The organism is Sphingobacterium spiritivorum, assembly GCF_016724845.1.
GTDB lineage: Bacteria > Bacteroidota > Bacteroidia > Sphingobacteriales > Sphingobacteriaceae > Sphingobacterium > Sphingobacterium spiritivorum_A.
The window spans coordinates 4761954-4780949 of the sequence record NZ_CP068082.1; the positions used below are offsets into that span (position 1 = coordinate 4761954).

Below are 18996 nucleotides of genomic sequence, written 5' to 3' on the forward strand. Positions count from 1 at the left end.
TTTTTCTCTTTCCTGAAAATACAGCATAAAAGACGGAAGGAGCTTATCACAGCATTATATTCCACTATTTAGGAGGCGTTCTGCCTGCTTTACTGATTTTTGAGCATCAGTCAAATACATCTTATGGAAAAAGCAAGACTTAAGCATCCACTGATAAAAGCTGATTTATGAATGATTACCTTATCCTATCTTCGATTGTATGTCTGTGGTTAACTGGCTGTGGCCCCGGAGCTGATTACAGGTATTTGCCAAAAGTAACAGAGATACCCACACTTCCGGCATCGTGGCTCGCTTCATATCCGCCTTCAGGAGGCTACGAATTGCCAGCAGATGTACCTCTCATATCGGAAGAGAATAATAGCCCGTTATTCCTGTTTGCTATGCAGGAGGGTGATCGCATAAAACTTCGTGTCGTCTCATCCGGATGCTTTCAATACAGCATCTATGAGATTCAGATCATAAAAAACAAAGCGGCATATCAAGTACAGTATGGCGATCATAAAAAGGATCTGACTACGAAGCAATGGCGGAGCCTGATGAAATTTGAACGGGAACTAAGCCTTCTGAAAAATAATACCGGCAGCTGCACCAATGTTGACACCTATATCTTATCCGCTAAAGGGAGAGCATTCATTATAAAAGATTCATCATGCCGCTGGGGTGGAATACAAAACTTGCTGGAAGCATTACAACTAAGTTCAGAACAAATCCAAGTGAGCGAACCGCAAAGAAGCTGAAGATGAAAGGGAATAAAAAAAGAAAGCTCCAACCAAAGTTGGAGCTTTAATGTGTTCCCGGAGGGAGTCGAACCCACATCGACAGAACCGGAATCTGTAATTCTATCCATTAAACTACGGGAACAATTCGCAAGCGAAGATAATGAAGTTTGGATTAATATCTATATTTTTTTTAACATTTTAAAAGAGGTTCATCAGCTGTAAAAAATAGCTTGATGAACCTCCTGAGTGATAATCCTGTTATGTGATTACCTAATCCTTACAGATCAGGCATTTGCCTGAATGCATATGATTCTAGTGACCGTGGTCACCTGCATGTATAAGATGTAAATTTACTTTCAGGTCAAGATCATTCTCTCCGGAAAATTTAGTGAAATTCACATTATTCCAGTCAGCAGCTGTAATACCTGCCTTTGCACCAGGGTTAAGATGACGCAAAACATAGCGGAATGTAAAAGAATCAGATGTTTTCAACACCGTAAGATATCCGGTAACACCAACATTCACTTTAGTATTGTCTGCTTTACGATCCGCATATACGTATTCTAATGTTCCTGCCGGTGCTCCCAGTAAGAAAACCTGATGGATATCATCTCTTTCCACAAAAGTTTGCTGTGTTTCGCGACCTGCAAAATCTTTAGCGACCATACTCAAACGGTATGTTTTGCCTTCTTCCAGATCCAGATGTGCTCCTACAGGTGGCAATAGTGGATTACCACTGAAAGAGACAGTCTCTGTTTCAGCTCCCGTAATATCATTATAGTGATAGTGATCCCCGTGTGTTTCACGCTCTACTTCAGTAAAGGTTAACGTCACACCACCCACTTCTTCCTGATCATCCTCAGGAACCGGATCATCCTTAGAACAAGATTGAAGAGCTACAAAAGATGCAGAGAAAAGTAATACGAGTAGATAATGATTAAGTTTTTTCATGTTGTTAAATGTTTATTTAATAAAAAGTCAGCACTTGTACGGAATGATTCAGACAAGTGTATTAAAATTGATAAGCTACACGGAAAGAGATATTCCGGCCCGCTCTGTGGGCATAGTACCGGAAGGTATCCATATAATCCTTGTATAACTTATTCATCAGGTTTTCTGCAGAAAGCGTGAGGTGCAGCTGTTGTTTTCCAATAGCCCAACTCGCGCCTGTGTACAGATCCACCAGGTGATAGGCAGGGGGAGGAGCAACATAATCCATGTCTGCTTCAAAACGATCCTGCCGGGTCACATAACGGTGGCTTAATTTAACATACGGCTTTTGCGCCCATTTTGCAGATACCAGATTCCATTGTATACTCTGTGTGACTCTATCGGAAGGGATAAAAGGTAGATAAGTGTTCAAAGAAGTATTTTTAGCCCTCACTGCAGAGAATGCCATATCATATTGCCAGTAATCAGAAATATGATAAGCTGCTTTGATATCCAGCCCGTAGAAAAAAGCATTATGCTGCTGGTAACTATATACCGGGAAAGTACCACGTATCGTTTGTCTGACAGAGTCCGGATTAGGCACAGCATAGATGTAATCATAGATATACTGTGCATAGATATCCATATTAATATCTATTTTTCCAGGATTATAAAGCAGGCTATTCACCCATTTTACTCCTTTTTCACTCTTCATGTCCGGATTACCGACCTCATAAATACCGCTTCCATGATGCAGGCCATCGCTGTACAATTCATTAGCTGAAGGCGCTCTCCACGCCAGTCCTATATTACTCTTCCAGTTGAGGGCAGGCGTAATATGATACAACAGTCCTGCAGTACCGGATATATTGTGAAATGTCCGGGTACCGGAGTACAGTTTTTGATTGATCGTACCATCAGCATTCGGATTCCGGTAGTCATAACGGTAACCTTCCGCATCAAAGTAGCGGTAATCATAACGCAGTCCAACTTCAAAGTGATAAGAATTGTGATGAAACTGTGTAAGTCCGAATACACCTAAGCTATGATTATCATAATTCGGAATTATCGGCGTAGTACCTGTACCCGGCTTATTGTTGTTGATCTGAATAACCCCGTTAAGACCGAACTGAACAGCGGGTGTACGGTACAACACATCCAGCGACTGAGTAGTGAGAGACATATCAGCCATTGGAAGATCATCAGCCTCCACACGGCGCAGATCGTATTCCCTGCGGTGATTGCGTTGGTAACCATATTGTACCTCCATTGTGCCCGAAGCAGATAGTTGTTGCTGCCATTTCACTTTTGCCAGATCATGAGTCACCTGCTGACGCGGAGCTTCTATAGTATAAGAGAAGTCATACTGATCAAGTGGTCTTCCGTTTTCGATAATGGTATAAATATCTTCACGTGTTCCGACATGGGCTCCGCGAAATATTCCCAGATTAGTTCCAAATCGGCTGAAGTAAGTTTCAATATGTCCGGACTTCAGACGGTATTGTAACTGGCCGGAGAAATTAAACTCTTCTACACCGGTATTGCCGAGGTAGTACGATGCTGTACGGATATTGCCCAGTTTCTTTCCCGAAGCCTGTACACGCCAGGCCAGATCAGGAAGTACTTTTGTATTGCCTTCCAGCATTGCCGAGGTAGTACCGCCCCGTCCGTTGCTTTCCCCTACAAGATCCAGTCGTCCGCCGATCACCTTGTCATAATCCAGTGCAGCAGGAGTAGTCACGACTACACCACCAAGCGCATCAGCACCATACCGCACAGCCTGTGCGCCTTTAATCACTTCGATTTTATCGGCTGTAAAGGGATCGATCTCCGGAGCATGTTCCGATCCCCATTGCTGTCCTTCCTGTCTTATTCCGTTGTTGAGAACAAGTATCCTGTTGCTATGCAATCCATTGATTACCGGTTTCACAATCGAGCTTCCTGTACTTAGCGTCGTCACACCGGCTATCCTGCTCAAAGCATCTCCTAAAAGCTTTCCCTTAGTTTCAGAAAGATCCTGAGCCGAAAGGCGGTGCTTACTGCCTGAAAGCGCCGTGTTCGATACTCCCACCACTTCCACATCATCCAGATGAATATTCGAGGGTCTGAGCGTAAAGTTCTGAGATTTATCTTTAGATAAGACAATCTGATCAGACTGAAAGGCGTCATATCCTACAGAGCTGATATGCAAAGTATAAGTGCCTGCGCAGACAGAAGTCAAACGGTAATACCCTTTGGCATCTGTCATAACAGATCTGCCGGCAGGCTGCAGGGTAACTGTTGCATTGGCAACAGGAAGTTTGGTTGTAGCAGATTGAATTTGTCCTGTCCATATATACGGACAAGAAGTCTGGGCAAAGGACAGCGAATAAGCTGTACACAATAGTAATATAGCGATTACTCTTTTAATCATTTAAAATGGAATCAATGACAATGGATATCCACATGTGCCTCGTGCAGGTCACAGCGTAACAAAATGAATCAAACGGATACATCTACGCTACAGACTGCAACCTGTCAGGCTAGCTGTGTGATGATATTCTTGAATAAGCTGACAAATGCTATAAGCGACACTTCTTAAAAGAAAATGCCATTAAAAATTCATAGACAGATTTGTCCGCAATATGTATGTTAAAAAGGGATTTGCCTAGCAAGGAGGATCCTTGTTGGATTTGAGTGCATCAAAGCCTTTAGGTATTCTGAAAGCCAGCTTATCCTGTATGAGCCTGTTAACAGGATGCTCCGGTACAGATAGTGTCAATTCAGGAGACAACGGTAAGATGGTGCGATCCGTATGTATAATATGACAGATAGCACATTCTGTGGCTGAATCCTTAGCCGGGGAAGAATTCCCCTGGGCATGAGCAGCATGATGATGGGTGTGGGTATATTGTACCGAATAGAAAAAAGCAAGCAACAACGCTGCTAAAAGCGTGCAATATCGGGTTATGTACTTGCGACTATTCAATACAATTTTGTAATTCAATATGCAAAAATACATCAAATACAACTAGGTTGCAAGTTTAATTAAACAATGTTGCATTTGTTTTTTGTAATTTATGATCTGGGATGGAATTGTGTAATGATAGCATGCAGATAATCCCGGTCAATATGTGTATAGATCTCTGTCGTCGTTATACTTTCATGCCCCAGCATATCCTGCACAGCACGAAGATCTGCACCTCCTTCTACCAGATGAGAGGCAAAACTATGCCTGAATGTATGTGGGCTGATTTCTTTCTGAAGCCCTGTTTTGGCAGCCAGGTCCTTGATAATTAAGAATATCATAACCCTGGAAAGCGAAGTGCCCCGCTTATTGAGAAATACATAATCTTCAAATCCTGCTTTTACAGGTTGGTGTACCCGTATCTCATTGAGGTAAATATTCAGGTACTTGATAGCATGCTGCCCGATAGGGATCAGGCGTTCTTTATTTCCTTTTCCTTCTACTTTAATAAAATCTATATGCAGAAAAAGGTTAGATATCCTAAGATTGACTAATTCAGAAACCCGAAGCCCGCAACCATATAATATTTCAAGAATTGCTTTGTTGCGCATGCCATCTGCAGTACTCAGATCCAGTGCGCCGATCAGCTGATCAATCTCTTCGATATTCAGGACTACAGGAATCTTTCGGCTCAATCGCGGAGATTGAATCAGTTCCACAGGATTCTTTGTGATGAGTCCTTCCAGCTGAAGGTATCCGAAAAATGCTTTTAGCCCGGAAATAAGCCGGGACTGGCTGTAGGGAGAAATATCAAAAGTATTGATCCAGACAAGAAACTCCTGTATATTATGGACAGACAGCTGCTTCAGCGTAAGCTGTTGATCTGTACAGTAGACCTCCAGCTTAGCAATATCATTCAGATACGCTTCGATAGAGTTAGAGGTAAGACCTCTCTCCAGTTGTAAATAACGTTTAAAATCCTTCTTATTAATTTCCCATTCCATATCCTTTACAATAGTAAATAAAATCCCGTAATAATATCAGATAGATAAAGAAAATATATTAACTTCACTGCGAACTTTACATAACTTAATTTAGTCACTCTACTCGTATTATGAAATTATTAAAACCTATTGCCCTGGCATTTCTGCTGCCGGCAACTTTTTCATTGGCGCACGCCGCTAATAATCCCCCCACAAACATTCATCCGGAAGCACGTCAGATTTTAGCGACTGACAGTATATCCTGGAATACCAAACTGCCTTTAGACAATGAAGTGCTTACAGGCAAGTTAAAAAACGGATTCCAGTATTTTATACGCAAAAATACGGAACCGGAGAAAAGAGTGGTCATGTATCTGGCGAATAAAGTCGGTTCAGTACTGGAATCAGAAGAGCAACTGGGATTGGCTCACTTTCTGGAACATATGAATTTTAACGGATTAAAACATTTTCCGAAGAATGCATTAGTCGATTATCTGCAGAAAGCAGGAGTTCGTTTTGGAAGTGATCTCAATGCATATACCAGCTTTGACGAAACTATATATCAGCTCCCTATTCCTTCTGATGATCCCGAATTATTGAAAAACGGATTGCAGGTCATGAGAGACTGGGCACAGGATGCCTTACTAACGACAGAAGAGATAGACAAAGAACGTGGTATCGTACTGGAAGAAATGCGTGGCGGCAAAGGAGCACAACAACGTATGCGTGATCAGTATCTTCCGCTTTTGCTTAACAATTCACACTATGCGAACCGCCTGCCCATCGGAACGGAAAAAAGTATTTCTACATTCAAACCGGAGGTCCTTCGCCAATTCCATAAAGACTGGTACAGACCAGATCTGCAGTCTATCATAATTGTAGGGGATATTGACGTGAAGCAAATGGAAGCTGAGGTGATCCGGTTATTTTCAGATCTGAAAGCTCCGTCAAAACCAAGACCTCACGTAAAATATAAGGTAGATCTGGCTAATAAAAATCAGTTTATGGCTGTTACAGATCCTGAAATGTCGTATACAGTCGGACAGATTATTATTAAACATCCGGAAGAAAAAACAGAAACAGTCGGAGATTACCGCAGAGCATTGCTTAAATCTGTCTATAACGGCATGATCAATGCGCGTATGAGTGAAATACTACAGCAATCTAATCCTCCGTTTATTCAGGCCGGTGGAGGTGTTGAAGAGTTTCTCGGAGGGCTGGATAATCTGGGGCTGTACTTTGTAGCCAAGCCGGGCGAATTTGAAAGCGGATTCAAAACATTGGTCCGGGAGATGGATAGAATTCAGAAATTCGGTTTTACACAAACTGAATTCGATCGTGTCATTTCTTCTATTCGTAAAAATAACGAGACAGCTTATACCGAGCGTGATAAAAAGAAATCAGAAAGTTATGTGCAGGGATATATGAATTATTTTCTTGAAAAAGACCCTGCTTTAAGTAATGAATACCGTTATCAGCTCACTAACCAGCTCCTGCCTTCTCTGACGCTAAAAGAGGTAGAACAGATCGGACAAAAGTATTATGTTGACAACAACCGCGATGTGCTGATACTGGCGCCGGAAAATCAAAAAGCAAATCTGCCGGATGAAGCGAAGATCAATACCTGGTTTGCTGAAGTGGACAAAGAAGAAATCACAGCTTACGAAGACAAAGTTTCCACACTGCCTTTATTAGCGAAGCAACCTGTAAAGGGAAGTATTGTTAAGGAAGGGGCAGCGAATACGATAGGTGTAAAAGAACTCGTGCTGAGTAATGGCGTAAAAGTATTACTGAAACCTACTACATTTAAAAATGATGAAATTCTGATTTCGGCATTCAGCCCGGGAGGAACGTCCCTTTATGCAGATGCAGATTACAATTCCGCTTCTAATGCAGCCGGACTGGTCGATGCCAGCGGTGTCGGACAACTGAACAATGTAGAATTACAAAAATACCTTACCGGCAAGCGTGTAGGTATCACTCCATATATCAGTGAACGATCTGAAGGATTCAGCGGACAGTCTGACAAAGAAGGTTTGAAGACGATGTTTGAATTATTGTATGGCTACTTCACAGAACCACGACTAGATGATGATGTTTTCCAGAGCAACATTACCAAATCTCTTTCTTCTATCGCAAATATGGAAAATGATCCGAATTTTGTCTTTAGAAAAAGTGTATTCAGCACCTTATACGGCAATAATATCCGTCGTCAGACCGCTTCAAAGGAATCCATACAACAGATCAATAAAGACAGAGCACTCGAGATCTACAAAGATAGATTTGCAGACGCATCAGATTTCACCTTTACTATCGTAGGTTCATTTACTGAAGAAGAGATCAAACCACTTCTGGAAGAATACATAGCTTCACTACCGGCTAAAAACCGTCAGGAGAAAGCCAAAGATCTGGGAATTCAGGAGCCGGCCAAAGGTGTAGAGACTGTAGTCAATAAAGGTAAAGAGCAAAAAGCTACTGTACAACTGGCATACTATGGAGATTACGCATACTCAGAGGAGGAAAATATGAATCTGGATGCCTTGGAAAGTATTCTGAATATCACACTGATCGAGCGTCTTCGTGAAGATGAAAGCGGTGTATACGGAGTAGGGGCAGGAGCTAATTACCGTAAATTTCCAAAACCAAGATACAGTTTCAGTATTGGCTTCGGGTCTGCAGTAGATAAGGCACAGCCATTAATTGCTTCCACACTGGATGAGATCAACAAAATCAAGAAAAACGGACCTACGAAAGTAGATCTGGAGAAATTTGTGATTGAGCAAAAACGTCAGCTGGAAGTACAGTTGCGGGAGAATGGTTTCTGGCTGGGACATATTGTCAATTCAGCTCAGAATCAGGAAGACGCTACGCATATCCTGAAATATATGGACGACCTCAATAAGGTGACGGTCGAATCAGTAAAAGCAGTAGCTGATAAATATCTGAAAGAAGACCGTTTATTCAGATTTATCCTGATGCCGGATCAGACTGCTACCAAATAAAGAGGTAGTATCCGAAAAGCAAAAAGCTCAACCGTTGTCGGTTGAGCTTTTTTTGATAATGCTATATTAGATTATTAACCTAAATATGATTTCAAAATTTTGCTTCGTGAAGTGTGACGTAAGCGCTGTAACGCTTTGTCCTTGATTTGACGAACACGCTCACGAGTTAGATTAAATTTTTCGCCGATCTCTTCCAGAGATAATTGATGATTAGAACCTAATCCGAAGAAAAGAACAATAATTTCACGTTCTCTTTCTGTCAATGTTGCCAGGGAACGCTTAATTTCCTCTGACAGAGACTCATCGATCAGAGAGCTGTCTGTGTCCGGATCATGATTTTCCAGTACGTCTAACAGGGTGTTTTCTTCCCCTTGCACAAAAGGTGCATCCATGGATACATGTCTTCCGGAATTGCTCAATGTGTCAGATACCTTGTCAACTGTTGTTTCCAGGATATCAGCTAATTCTTCAGGCGATGGTTCACGCTCGTATTCCTGCTCCAGTTTGGAGAAAGCCTTGCTGATCTTGCTTAAAGAACCAACCTGGTTTAAAGGTAAACGAACGATACGTGACTGTTCGGCGATAGCTTGTAAGATCGACTGACGAATCCACCATACAGCATACGAAATAAATTTAAATCCCTTGGTTTCGTCAAAACGTTTAGCTGCTTTAATAAGTCCGAGGTTACCTTCATTGATTAAATCTCCTAAGGTCAAACCTTGATTCTGATACTGTTTTGCAACGGAAACTACGAAACGTAAATTTGTTTTCGTTAATTTTTCCAAAGCGACCTGATCGCCCTCACGTATACGTTGAGCAAGGATCACTTCTTCTTCTGCGGTGATTAAGTCTACTTTACCAATCTCGTGAAGGTATTTGTCTAATGACTGTGATTCACGGTTGGTAATCGATTGTGTAATTTTGAGCTGTCTCATTGAATATTATAATACCTTTCTGGCTGAAATGTTTGCAAAAATACAAAAAAAATGCTTAAAAACATGAGCTAAATGCAAATTATCTACTCATTATTAGTTAGTTATGACATAGTGTGAGGCGATTTTATAACATCAAAAACTGTTCCAGTATTATACAAATTATCTATACTTCAGCGTTTGACTATTCAATATAATTTATATTTTTATATAAAAAGCTGATAAACAAACAATTAATAATTACTTAAATATTTGTTAAAAAGCAACAACTAATCTCCCTAACTGACAAATTACAATTTTTAAATTCCTGTCAATAACCAAACAATTTTTCATAAAAGTTGTTTTAAAAAAGTAAATTGAACCGAAATTGTTAATCATCCCCTATAATACATCATCACTTATGCCAATTATTATACATTTGGATGACATAATGTCCCAACGAAAAGTATCCCTAAGTGAACTGAGCAATATGGTCGGTATCACCTTGTCAAACCTCTCTATTATCAAAAACGGAAAATGTAGAGCAATTCGTCTTCATACGCTGTCAGCAATATGTAAAGCTTTGGATTGTCAGCCCGGAGATATTCTTGAATATACAGATCAGCCTGTGTTAGCTAGAGGCAAAGCGATAGCCACGTAAGAACTCATCCGTCAACATACGCTTCTTACCCTCAATCTGCAGGGCTTTCAGATGGATATATCCGTCCTGAGTCGCGTATTTCAGATAAGTTTTGCCATCTGTCACATACTGACCTGCCTGAATGTCAGGCTTTGTAATTTCTTTTTCTACTTCATATATCTTGAGTACTTTCCCATCCAGATAGGTGAAAGCTGCAGGATAAGGGCTCAGACCTCTTATCAGGTTGAATACAGTAGTTGTACTCTTGTCCCAATTAATGAGACAATCTTCTTTAAATATTTTGGGTGCATGTTTAAGTGTTGAGCCTTCAATCAGTGTATCCTGTGGAATAGGAGTAAGTGAACCGGATTTCATAGCTTCAATCGTTTGCAATAACACTTCTGCACCTTTGTGCATCAGCTTATCATGAATCGTTCCGGCATTATCATTTTCCGCAATAGGAACTTCACCTTTGAAAAGAATGTTTCCGGTATCTATTTCATGCTGGAGTAAGAAAGTCGTTACACCTGTCTTCTCTTCCCCGTTAATGATCGCATGATTGATCGGAGCCGCACCCCGGTATTGAGGAAGGAGGGAACCGTGAACATTGATAGTTCCTTTAACAGGCATATCCCATACCAGCTCAGGAAGCATACGAAAAGCCACGACCACCTGCAGATCAGCGTTGAAAGCCTTTAATTCTTTCAGAAATTCAGAATCCTTTAATCTGACCGGCTGTAATACCGGTATATGATGTTCTACTGCAAATTTTTTGACCGCAGACTCATGAAGCTTCTGACCTCTGCCAGCGGGTTTATCCGGTACGGTCACCACCGCTACAACATTTTCACCCGAGTCCAGCAAAGCCTTTAACGAAGCTACTGCAAAATCCGGAGTTCCCATAAAAATGATACGCATCTCTAAATACTGATTAATGTTAAAAAATTCTCTTTCTATGCCGAATGACAAAAATGATTACCTTTGCGAAGGTACAAATTATATTAATCAGGCTTGAATTTTCCTTACTTCCTTGCTCAGCGAATTACTTTTTTAGGAAAGCGTACTTTCTCTAAGCTGATTGTGCGTGTGACAGTCAGTGCTATTGTATTGGCTATAGCAGCGATGATCTTATCTGTCGCTGTACTCAGAGGATTTAAAGATGAAATCACCGAGAAGCAACGTGGCTTCTTTGGAGATATACTGGTTACCAAACAAGACTTGAACAGTTCTTACGAGAATACGCCTATGTCTCTGAGTAAGGCGCGTATGGATGCCATACGTACATCACCTAATGTACAGTCTATTTATCCTTTTGCGACCAAGGCCGGCATTATGAATGTAAACGGTGAAGTCGAAGGAGTATTGTTAAAAGGTGTCGATTCGACTTATGATCAGCGCTATCTGTCCAAAACTATTGTCGAAGGAGATACAATAGACTTCAATGCCGAAAACGGAGCAAATACACAAATCCTGATATCTTCTTACTTTGCCAAACGGATGCGTCTAAAACTGGGAGACGATTTTATAATGTATTTTGTACAGGAACCTGTACGTAAACGCAAGTTTGTTGTAAAGGGTATCTTCAATACGGGATCACAGGAACTGGATAAGGTCTACGTCGTAGGAGCTTTATCGCTCATCAGAAGACTCAATAACCTGGATGATCAGGAAGCCGGAGGATATGAAATACGGGTTCGTGATTTTGAAAAACTCGTACCGACTACAGAGCAGGTAAATGATCACCTGCCAATAGATCTGAATGCCCGAAATATTGTGGAACAAATGCCGGACATTTTCGAATGGCTCAATATGCTGGATATGAATGCAAATATCATCTTTGTACTCATGGTGATCGTTGCTGTTATCAATATGATTTCGTCCCTGCTGATCAGTATTCTGGAACGAACATCTATGATTGGTATACTGAAAGCTTTAGGATTCAACAACCGTGGAATTAAACGGGTCTTTATGTATAATGCCCTGTACATTATAGGACTGGGACTTCTTATCGGTAATGCACTCGCTTTAGGATTGTTTTATTTTCAGGAAAAGACCAGGTTTTTCAAACTGGATGAAAGCACATATTATATCTCTTATGTACCTGTCAAGATTTTCTGGTATGATATAGCCGGACTCAATCTGGCTTTGATTGCAATTGCTATGATCTCACTTTTTGTACCCTCTATGCTGATCACTAAGATCAGCCCGATCAAAGCAATCCAGTTTAAATAAAACCAGTGTCATAAGACTAAGTTTTCTCCAGGTTTCCCGTTGTTTTTTATATTTTTGAAACAATTCATGTTTAATCATGTATTAAAATTAATCACGCAAGAAACTTTTTATGAACAAAACCCTGGAACATTTACAACACGCCTTTGAGGCTCCCCTCAAAAGTCCTGTCCTTATTTTTGCCCTTGTTCTTTTTATTATTCTGCTGTCCCCGATTTTATTGCGTCCCATACGGATCCCCGGAATCATCGGCCTGATTATTTCCGGAGTCGTTATCGGCCCCCACGGATTAAACTGGTTAGAAAAGAACTCTGCAGTAGATCTTTTTTCGACAATTGGTCTGCTTTATATCATGTTTATTGCAGGGCTGGAACTGGATATGAACGAGTTTAAGAAAACCAAACATAAGAGTATCTGGTTTGGCTTTTTCACCTTTATAATCCCGATTGCCATAGGCTTTCCTGTCTGTCATTATATTCTGGATTACGGCATTCTTTCGAGCTTGCTGATTGCCAGCATGTTTGCTACACACACATTGGTTTCATATCCTATTGTCAATAGTTATGGTATTTCCAAAAACGAGGCAGTAGCGATCACCATAGGTGGTACCATCCTGACTGATACGGCAGTATTGATTATTCTGGCTGTTATTTCAGGCGCCACTCAAGGCACCATCAATCAGGAATTCTGGGTTACATTAGGTGTTTCCTTTGCTGTCTTTCTGTTTATTATGTTTGGGATCATTCCACGTATTGCCAAATGGTTTTTTGAAAAGGTCGAAAGCGAGAAAACAGCCAATTATATTTTTGTATTAGCCGTTGTATTTTTTGCAGCATTTATGGCTGAGATGGCTGGCCTGGAACCTATTATCGGGGCCTTCGTGGCAGGTCTGGCACTTAATAAACTGATTCCGCATTCTTCGGCATTGATGAATCGAATTGAATTCATCGGTAATGCTATTTTCATTCCTTTCTTCCTGATCAGTGTGGGAATGATCGTAGATGTGAGTGTATTGATGCATGGCCCTACAGCACTTATCGTAGCGTTTACATTGACTATCGTTGCTGTAGCCGGCAAGTATCTGGCAGCCTGGATCACCCAATTGGTCTTCAAATACAGCAAACAGCAACGCAATGTGATTTTTGGTCTCAGCAGCGCACATGCTGCAGCTACACTTGCCGTCATAATGGTAGGACACCGCAACGGACTGATCGATGACAATGTGCTGAACGGCACTATTTTACTGATCCTTGTCACCTGTATTATTTCCACTATTGTAACAGAAAATGCATCTAAAAAGATGATTATGGCCGGCGATCAGGACGAACATCACTACTCTGAAGTCAATGAGAAAGATGAACAACTGATGATCCCGATAGCGAATCTGAGTAATATGGAACCTATTCTGGACTTTGCGACATTGATCAAAAGTAAAAAATCACCTCATCCGATCAGCGTGGTATCTGTTGTGAAAGATGATTTTCAGGCTGAAAAGAACATGGCTACAGCACGTAAAAATCTGGATAATACAGTTAAATACGCTTCCGGTTCAGAGACTGAAGTAGAAATCATGGCTCCTGTAGATATCAATATTGCTTCAGGGATAAGCCATACCGCACAGGAAATCATGGCGAACTGCCTGATACTGGGATGGCCGCAGGAAACAAGTTTTGTTGAAAAAATAGTAGGAGAGAAGACCGAGAGTATTCTCAACCGCACAGATGCAAATCTTTTTATGTGCAGGTTTGATAAACCTTTTATTTCCCACAAGTCCATTATTTGCTTTGTACCCTCACTTGCTGAATCGGAACTCGGATTTGGGTATTGGATGGAAAAAATGTTAAAACTCGCACAGGAGCTGTCTATACCTATGAAGTTTGTTTGTAATTCACGTACTCAGCTTGAAATCGAAAAATATCTGGAAGAAGAGTCTGTAAGTGTACCTGTTTCTTATGAAAATTATGAAGACTGGGACAACATCTACGGACTGTCAGCATATGCTGAAGAGAATGCATTACTGGCATTTGTTTCCTCCCGTTCGGGCGAAGTCTCTTACAGAGATTCACTCGATGGACTGGCAAAACGTATTGGCCGGTACTATAAGGAACGAAATTTGATACTCATATTTCCGAGCAGATTACCTAATGAGCATATCGATGCCTATGAGGATGTAAAAGCTGCTCCAATCTTCCGCAAACTGAGTCGGGAGATCGGCAATATGTTTAGTAAAGACAAAATATAAACGAAAGCACATGAGTAGTAAAATCACTAAAGACCCGAAAGGCCAGTTACAAGTTCCGGACAAACCTGTTATACCCTTTATTATCGGAGATGGTATCGGTCCGGATATATGGAAAGCGGCAGTTCGTGTGTTTGACAGCGCCATAGCCAAAGCATATTCAGGTCAGAGACAGATCGAGTGGAAAGAAGTACTTGCCGGTGAAAAAGCATTTGAGCAGACAGGAGAATGGCTTCCTGAAGAAACACTCAATATCCTCAGAGAATATCTTGTGGGGATCAAAGGTCCGCTTACCACACCTGTAGGTGGAGGAATACGCTCTCTGAATGTCGCTCTTCGAAAAGATCTGGATCTGTATGTATGTCAGAGACCGACCAAATGGTACGAAGGTGTTCCATCACCGGTCAAACATCCGGAATATGTAGACATGGTTATCTTCCGTGAAAATACAGAGGATATTTATGCAGGAATCGAATTTGCAGCCGGAACACCGGAAGCACATAAAATACAGAACTATTTAAAAACTGAACTTGAGGTAGACTATAATTTTTCGGATACCACTGGTGTAGGGATTAAGCTGGTCTCTGAAGAAGGATCCAAACGCCTGATCCGTGCAGCCATTAATTTTGCTATTGAACAAAACCGTAAATCTGTTGCTCTGGTGCACAAGGGTAATATCATGAAATATACCGAAGGTGCATTCAAAAACTGGGGGTACGAAGTAGCTGAAAAGGAGTTTGCGGCCCAGACGTACACCTGGGGACAGTGGGAGCGTACAAAAGCTGAAAAAGGCGAACAGGCAGCCAATGAGGAGCAAAAAGCTGCCGAAGCAGCAGGTAAGATCATTATAAAAGATGTCATTGCAGATAATTTTTTACAGCAGATCCTGTTGAACCCAAGAGATTATGCTGTAGTAGCTACTCTTAATCTGAATGGAGATTACATCTCTGATGCATTAGCAGCTATTGTAGGCGGAATCGGTATAGCGCCCGGAGCAAATATAAATTATGCGACAGGTCATGCGGTATTCGAAGCGACACATGGAACTGCACCGAGATTTGCAAATACCAATACGATGAATCCTTCTTCTGTGATACTAAGCGGAGTCATGATGCTGGAGTATATGGGCTGGCAGGAAGCTGCAGATGCAATTGTGCAGGCACTTTCACAAACTATACGCGAAAAAACAGTTACAGTCGATTTCTACAATCTGATGACAGATGCGACATTGGTCAAAACCAATGAATTTGCAGATAAGATTATCGAGAAATTATAATATTATAAGGAACTTTAATATTAACAAAGTATCCGGAATTCTGTAAATAAGCCCTCCGAACTTTTTTAGGAGGGCTTATTTGAGTTTTGTAAGACTGGCTTTCGCTGAGCAGCACTAAGATTTTTCATCCTCAAATGCGCGTAATTGCTCCAGTAATTTACAGATATTCCGTCCCCTTGAGGTAAGACGATAAGAAGAAGTCGTTTTGGTTTTTTCTTTTTCAAGTAAGCGATCCTTAATCAATTCATTCAGTTGCTTGGCCAGCATACGATCACTGACATTAAGCAACAAAGATTTGAGTTCAGTATACGTTTTTACGGAGCTGTGTATTGCAAACAGAATTGATATTTTCCATCTTCCACTAAAAAGCTGCAGGGTTTTCATAGCCTGACAATAGTCTCTCAGGATTGTTTCATTTTCCAGATTTGCGGATGATTCTTTACGCATACTAACAATTTTGTAAGTTCTTTTAGAGACACAAATTAGGATTTAACTTTGACTCATCAAAAGGTTAAATATGGAATTAAAAGAAAATATCATCCGCTTTCACCATGTCTGTATCAAAGCACAGGACATCACAGAGACCCTTACGTTTTATAAGCAGTTTGGATTTGAAGAGGTACATCACTGGTCTCTTCCTGAGTTTCAACTGGAAATGTGTGTTATGCTGTATCACAGAGGGCTGGATTGTCATCTGGAAATATGTGATAAGAATGCCAGTATACCGACACAGGGCCGCAAAAGATATCCGGAAGAAGAATACGTAGAGAATGCACTCTTACATATCTGTTTTATGGTAAAAGACGTAGCTGAAGCCATGCAGCATGCGATATCATACGGAGCCAAACCATTGAGTAAAGAAGTCTGGGAGATCAATCTTAAAAATGAAAAGAAGAGCGTTACTGTAAACAATGGTCTGGTATATAGTCCGAATGGAGAAGTCATAGAATTTATAAAAGAGCTATCTTTCTAAGTTAATTGATCGATAAATTCAATATAATCAAGCACACTTTGTTCTAAGCGTTCGGTCGTAGCATGGTGTTCGGCTCCATAAAAAGCAAAAAGAGGACGGTAGTCTGCATGTATATATTGAAAAGTAATTTCAAATGGCGCTGTCAGTTCTTGTAAGCTGTATTTATACCTTCCTTCAGCACTGAAATCCTGCTCGTCTATACCTGCTGTGATAGCAAGTGCGATCTTCTTGCCCGCCAACTGGTAACCGCTGTCCCGGCCATATGCCCAGCCATGAGTCAGCACGACATCCAGCCATTTTTTGAAAAGGGGAGGACAATTGAACCAATAGAAACAAAATTGAAAGATAATACGATCATATCCGGAAAGTAAGGCTTGTTCGCGTGCGATGTCGATCTGTTCATCAGGATAAGAGCCATACAGATCATGTACAGTATAGTGTTCCGGATATTTCTTTAGTTCTTCCATCCATCGTTTGTTTATTCGTGAACTGCCTAAATCCGGATGGATAACAATGATCAGTGTTTTAGTCATAATATTATATTTATTAAAACACAAACTTACGCAGACTACCTGCAAAATGGTATATTAGCATCTGAATGTATGGTACTAACAAAAATGTAAGTATGACCAAAATAAAGGAAACATCCACTAATTACGAAAATAAAAGAGCTTTGATAGAGGAATGTCCGGAAATATATGCGGCGAACCTTATCGGAGGACAATGGACCATTGCCATATGCTGCTATCTGGAAAACGGAAAACTTCGTTTCGGACAACTGAAAAAACGCATGCCGGCTATTACAGAGCGCATGCTGACCTTGCAATTGCGCAAAATGGAAGAAAACGGACTGGTCAAAAGAACAGTCTATGCTGAAGTACCTCCCCGGGTAGAGTATGAACTTACAGCTATCGGGATGGAGTTGCTTCCTATCATAAAACAATTAGAAGCATGGGGGAGGCGGCACCAGCAAAACAAGCAAGAGAAAATATCTGAATGTTGAAGTTGACAGATTTCTGATCTCAGTATACTCTTGGCAACCTAATCTATTCAATATCTTTTAAATATAGAATAAGAATTTGAGTTGGATTAAATACATGAAATATTCATTCTGGTAGTTAACTGAATAATAAATAGTTAAATTGAAGATAAATAAATAAAAAATCAAAAAATAAATTGCAATTGAATGTGTAAAATTGTAAATTGGACATTAACTAAAATAACGAAATAAATAACTGCTAACGATAATTATAGACCGGGTACGGAAAAGACCATGTTTGATGTGTGCCTGTGAACCCATTACCACCAATTATAGCATACTAACTGATTGATTCATACTAAATCTCCCTGCAAAATCCCAGAGTAACGGAAGACTCTGCTGCTGAAGAGAAATAATAACCCGTTCCATTCCATGAAACAATACGTTCTGAAATTGTGATGAGTGAAGCGGGAAACAGAAAATTATAACACAGTATTGTATTAATATTTTACGTTGTGATAGAAATATGGCGTTAAAACTCTTATACAACGAAATCGATTTGCTAATCAAAATCTCAAAAGGAGATGAACATGCCCTGGCAGTTTTCCTCAAATCACACAGTGGACACGTATATAGTTTTGCATTAAAGCTTACCCGATCAAGAGAGCTTGCAGAAGAAGTAGTGCAAGATGTGTTTCTGAACATTTGGCTAAGCAGAAGCAAGTTAGATGAGGTACATAATGCAGAAGCCTATTTAAACCGGATCACAAGAAATGTTTCCCTCAATGTACTCAGGAAAATTGCAAGATCTGTAATCATCGCAGGAGTATTTGAAGATGACGCAGAATATCCTGATGACAATACAAGGGAATTACTCGACCTGAAAGACAGTCAATGGATACTACAGCAGGCAATTGATAAATTACCTAAACAGCAAAAAAAAGTATATCAGCTTTGTCATGAACAAGGTCTGACCTATGATCAGGCGGCAGCTCAGTTAGAAATCTCTTGTTCTACAGTAAATTTCCATATAAAGGAAGCATTAAAAAATATCAGGAAATCGCTTAAAGAAATGGGGATATCAACCGTTTTGTTCACTCTAATGAATTTTTAATTTTTTCAACCTACTGTCCCCTGTAGTTTTTGGTGTCTATATAATTAAGCATAC

At 40.5% G+C, this 18996-nt stretch carries 17 protein-coding genes and 1 tRNA gene; 9 read left to right on the forward strand and 9 right to left on the reverse strand.

What is annotated here, in order from left to right:
- Nucleotides 1-167: 167 nt before the first annotated feature.
- Nucleotides 168-737, forward strand: a complete 570-nt coding sequence (locus tag I6J03_RS20340; protein ID WP_003005593.1) for a hypothetical protein — start codon at nucleotides 168-170, stop codon at nucleotides 735-737.
- Between the two features lie 52 nt (nucleotides 738-789).
- Here the strand turns inward: I6J03_RS20340 and I6J03_RS20345 are convergent.
- The 5 genes from I6J03_RS20345 to xerD all read right to left on the reverse strand — a co-directional run bounded on the left by I6J03_RS20345 (nucleotide 790) and on the right by xerD (nucleotide 5600).
- Nucleotides 790-861: transfer RNA gene (locus I6J03_RS20345), tRNA-Arg, on the reverse strand.
- Between the two features lie 170 nt (nucleotides 862-1031).
- A complete protein-coding gene (locus tag I6J03_RS20350) occupies nucleotides 1032-1670 on the reverse strand; it encodes a hypothetical protein (protein WP_003005596.1) in 639 nt (212 codons plus the stop codon).
- Between the two features lie 61 nt (nucleotides 1671-1731).
- Complete coding sequence (locus tag I6J03_RS20355; protein WP_003005597.1) at nucleotides 1732-4062, reverse strand: TonB-dependent receptor; 2331 nt, start codon at nucleotides 4060-4062, stop codon at nucleotides 1732-1734.
- Nucleotides 4063-4296: 234 nt separating this feature from the next.
- Nucleotides 4297-4635 carry a hypothetical protein gene (locus I6J03_RS20360; protein ID WP_232279667.1) on the reverse strand — a complete coding sequence of 113 codons (339 nt, stop codon included), beginning with the start codon at nucleotides 4633-4635 and terminating at the stop codon, nucleotides 4297-4299.
- Between the two features lie 71 nt (nucleotides 4636-4706).
- Complete coding sequence (gene xerD, locus I6J03_RS20365; protein ID WP_003005601.1) at nucleotides 4707-5600, reverse strand: site-specific tyrosine recombinase XerD; 894 nt, start codon at nucleotides 5598-5600, stop codon at nucleotides 4707-4709.
- A gap of 110 nt (nucleotides 5601-5710) precedes the next feature.
- On the opposite strand from xerD, the gene I6J03_RS20370 reads away from it, so the two are divergent.
- On the forward strand, nucleotides 5711-8581 hold the full coding sequence (locus I6J03_RS20370; protein ID WP_003005602.1) for a M16 family metallopeptidase: 2871 nt from the start codon (nucleotides 5711-5713) through the stop codon (nucleotides 8579-8581).
- Between the two features lie 74 nt (nucleotides 8582-8655).
- Here I6J03_RS20370 and I6J03_RS20375 read toward each other — a convergent pair whose 3' ends face one another.
- Nucleotides 8656-9516: a sigma-70 family RNA polymerase sigma factor gene (locus I6J03_RS20375; protein WP_002995274.1), complete on the reverse strand. Its 861-nt coding sequence runs from the start codon at nucleotides 9514-9516 to the stop codon at nucleotides 8656-8658.
- A 466-nt stretch (nucleotides 9517-9982) separates the two neighbouring features.
- On the opposite strand from I6J03_RS20375, the gene I6J03_RS20380 reads away from it, so the two are divergent.
- The gene (locus I6J03_RS20380; protein WP_449618962.1) at nucleotides 9983-10153 is read left to right on the forward strand and encodes a helix-turn-helix domain-containing protein; all 171 of its coding nucleotides are present in this window, start codon (nucleotides 9983-9985) and stop codon (nucleotides 10151-10153) included.
- Here I6J03_RS20380 and fmt read toward each other — a convergent pair.
- On the reverse strand, nucleotides 10124-11050 hold the full coding sequence (gene fmt / locus I6J03_RS20385) for a methionyl-tRNA formyltransferase (RefSeq protein ID WP_201693939.1): 927 nt from the start codon (nucleotides 11048-11050) through the stop codon (nucleotides 10124-10126). The two genes, I6J03_RS20380 and fmt, sit on opposite strands and share 30 nt — an antisense overlap.
- A gap of 93 nt (nucleotides 11051-11143) precedes the next feature.
- On the opposite strand from fmt, the gene I6J03_RS20390 reads away from it, so the two are divergent.
- The 3 genes from I6J03_RS20390 (at nucleotide 11144) to icd (ending at nucleotide 15876) form a co-directional block, all read left to right on the forward strand.
- On the forward strand, nucleotides 11144-12364 hold the full coding sequence (locus tag I6J03_RS20390; protein WP_039989862.1) for an ABC transporter permease: 1221 nt from the start codon (nucleotides 11144-11146) through the stop codon (nucleotides 12362-12364).
- A 109-nt stretch (nucleotides 12365-12473) separates the two neighbouring features.
- Nucleotides 12474-14603 (forward strand): cation:proton antiporter, encoded by a 2130-nt coding sequence (locus tag I6J03_RS20395; RefSeq protein ID WP_003005612.1) that lies wholly within the window; start codon nucleotides 12474-12476, stop codon nucleotides 14601-14603.
- 10 nt (nucleotides 14604-14613) lie between these two features.
- Nucleotides 14614-15876 (forward strand): NADP-dependent isocitrate dehydrogenase, encoded by a 1263-nt coding sequence (icd, locus tag I6J03_RS20400; protein WP_003005614.1) that lies wholly within the window; start codon nucleotides 14614-14616, stop codon nucleotides 15874-15876.
- A gap of 114 nt (nucleotides 15877-15990) precedes the next feature.
- Here the strand turns inward: icd and I6J03_RS20405 are convergent, their stop codons facing one another.
- Nucleotides 15991-16323, reverse strand: a complete 333-nt coding sequence (locus I6J03_RS20405; protein ID WP_201693941.1) for a winged helix-turn-helix transcriptional regulator — start codon at nucleotides 16321-16323, stop codon at nucleotides 15991-15993.
- 70 nt (nucleotides 16324-16393) lie between these two features.
- On the opposite strand from I6J03_RS20405, the gene I6J03_RS20410 reads away from it, so the two are divergent.
- Nucleotides 16394-16849 carry a VOC family protein gene (locus tag I6J03_RS20410; RefSeq protein ID WP_003005618.1) on the forward strand — a complete coding sequence of 152 codons (456 nt, stop codon included), beginning with the start codon at nucleotides 16394-16396 and terminating at the stop codon, nucleotides 16847-16849.
- Here I6J03_RS20410 and I6J03_RS20415 read toward each other — a convergent pair.
- Nucleotides 16846-17382, reverse strand: coding sequence for an NAD(P)H-dependent oxidoreductase (locus I6J03_RS20415; protein ID WP_003005620.1), 537 nt, complete (start codon nucleotides 17380-17382; stop codon nucleotides 16846-16848). The genes I6J03_RS20410 and I6J03_RS20415 overlap by 4 nt on opposite strands.
- Before the next feature lie 92 nt (nucleotides 17383-17474).
- Between I6J03_RS20415 and I6J03_RS20420 the strand changes: the two genes are divergently transcribed.
- Nucleotides 17475-17852: a winged helix-turn-helix transcriptional regulator gene (locus I6J03_RS20420; protein ID WP_039989985.1), complete on the forward strand. Its 378-nt coding sequence runs from the start codon at nucleotides 17475-17477 to the stop codon at nucleotides 17850-17852.
- Between the two features lie 502 nt (nucleotides 17853-18354).
- Nucleotides 18355-18942 (forward strand): RNA polymerase sigma factor, encoded by a 588-nt coding sequence (locus I6J03_RS20425; RefSeq protein ID WP_003005624.1) that lies wholly within the window; start codon nucleotides 18355-18357, stop codon nucleotides 18940-18942.
- The last annotated feature ends 54 nt before the right edge of the window (nucleotides 18943-18996 follow it).